Origin of the sequence: Marinomonas flavescens, assembly GCF_004352835.1 — a bacterium.
Classification (GTDB): domain Bacteria; phylum Pseudomonadota; class Gammaproteobacteria; order Pseudomonadales; family Marinomonadaceae; genus Marinomonas; species Marinomonas flavescens.
Map to the genome: position 1 here is coordinate 1 of NZ_SJSB01000039.1, position 2,111 is coordinate 2,111.

Sequence of the window (2,111 nt, forward strand, 5' to 3'; positions counted from 1 at the left end):
TGTGGTCGTTGAAGCGACCCAAAACGATGATGGTACTTGGTCTGTTGCGGACGCCGACCTTTCTACTTTGAACGACGGCAATGTGACAGTAACTGCCACCGTTACCGACGATGCGGGCAATACCTCTACTACTACCGATACATTAGATTTAGACACGAGCGCGGACACTGACAACAACTTCAGCGTGACCGTGGCGTCAAGCGACGAGATCACCAACGCGGGTGAAGCGGACTCTGTTAGCGTGACCTTGGGTGGCGTGGACGCGGATGCACAAACCGTGAAAGTGACGTTCAGTGATGGCACCAACAACGTGGTTGTGGATGCGACACAAACTGACGGCGTCTGGAGTGTGGCGGATGCGGACCTAAGCGATCTGACCGACGGTACAATTACCGTCAGCGCCGTAGCAACTGATGACGCGGGCAACACGTCGACTAAAACGGATACGTTAGATTTAGATACGGAAGTGAAAGCGCCAACGATTACGATAGCGGGAGACATGAACGAAGATGGTGTTTATAACGCTGCTGAGTTGGGCGAAGACGGAACGGTGACAGCGACAATTAGCGTGCCAGACGACTTCGATGCAACAACAGATACGTTAACCATCAACGGTGAAGAATACAGCTTGTCTGCAGAAGAAATTGCGGCGGGCAAAGTGACGGTTGAGCTCAATCCAGAAGAAGCGATCACCGCGCAAATCAGCGACGCTGCAGGTAATAAAGCAACAACAACGGCGACAGCATTTGCTTCTGTTCTTGCAGATACCGCAGTGACTGATGAAGACACCTCTGTGTCGGGGAATATCTTAACGAATGACAGTGATGTTGATAATTCGTTAGCGGTGGTAAGTGTAACTGTCTCAGGTGACGATAGTACCTATGCAGTTAATAATGATGGTACAGATACTTCGGTCGCTATTACTCAAGATGTGACTACTACGGGTAATAATGGCAATGAATCTACGTCCACTGTAACAGTTGGGACATTGGTTTTGAGTGCTGATGGAAGCTATACCTTTACGCCGACAGATAATTGGAATGGCACTGTACCGACGATCACGTATACAACGAATACAGGCGCGACATCTACATTAGATATTACGGTAGATGCGGTAAACGATGCACCAGTATTGAGTGTAACCGAGGGTGCCACAGTCACAGTGGATGATGTGACTGCTGGAGAATCTTCAGTGTCCGGGAATGGTTATACGTTAACAGGATACAGTCATTATCTTGGTATCAATGAAGACGGTACGGTCAAAGGTGATCTAACTGCATTGTCCACGGTTACCGGTGGTACCAATCATGATGGTATTGGTGTTAGTGCTAATACGACGAATGGGTCTGATCAAACCTCAGAAATTGGATCAACGGTTACCAACGAGGAAGCGATTGTCGTGACCTTTGATGATGAGGTGACCTCGGTTGATGCCTCTTTTGCGTGGTTAAATAGAATGGAAACCGCGACCTACACCTTCTATTCCAATGGTGAAGAGGTGGGGACTAATACCTTTACTGATGGTGATAACACAACCAACAGTGCGGGTACATTGAGCATTACAGATACGGACGGTGGCCTAGTAGCGTTTGATACGATTGTCTTTACGGCGACGTACGATGCAGAGGCCGATGCATCTGGTTCAGATGACAATGATTACTTATTAAGCTCATTGACGTTCGACAATTTAGTTACCACAGACACATTAACTGCGATTGAAGGTGGGGAAATCATCTCTGGTACAGTGAGTGCGACGGATGTCGATAATGGCTCTGTTTTGACTTACAGCTTGGTTGACTCTGAAGGCGCGCCAGCGGAGGCTCCAGCGGGCTTAACCTTTGATTTCGACAACGGTACGTGGTCATTTGATCCAAAAGACACAGAGTACGATTCTCTTCCAGTAGGTGAAACAGCTACGGTAGAAGCTATTATTCAAGTGACTGATGAGCATGGTGCAGCGGATACCCAAGCGATTACCATTACAGTGACGGGCACGAACGATGTTGCGGTTATCACAGGCGCGGATACGGGTTCTGTGAAAGAAGATACAACAGCGCAAGCGACGGGCACCTTGAGTGTGACAGATACCGACGCAAACGAAGCGGTGTTCC

Annotated in this window: 1 protein-coding gene; it reads left to right on the forward strand. The window is 48.6% G+C overall.

The features are described 5' to 3' along the window. Positions 1–2,111: beta strand repeat-containing protein (locus E0D70_RS17445; RefSeq protein ID WP_133013539.1), on the forward strand; the 2,111-nt coding region annotated here is incomplete at both ends.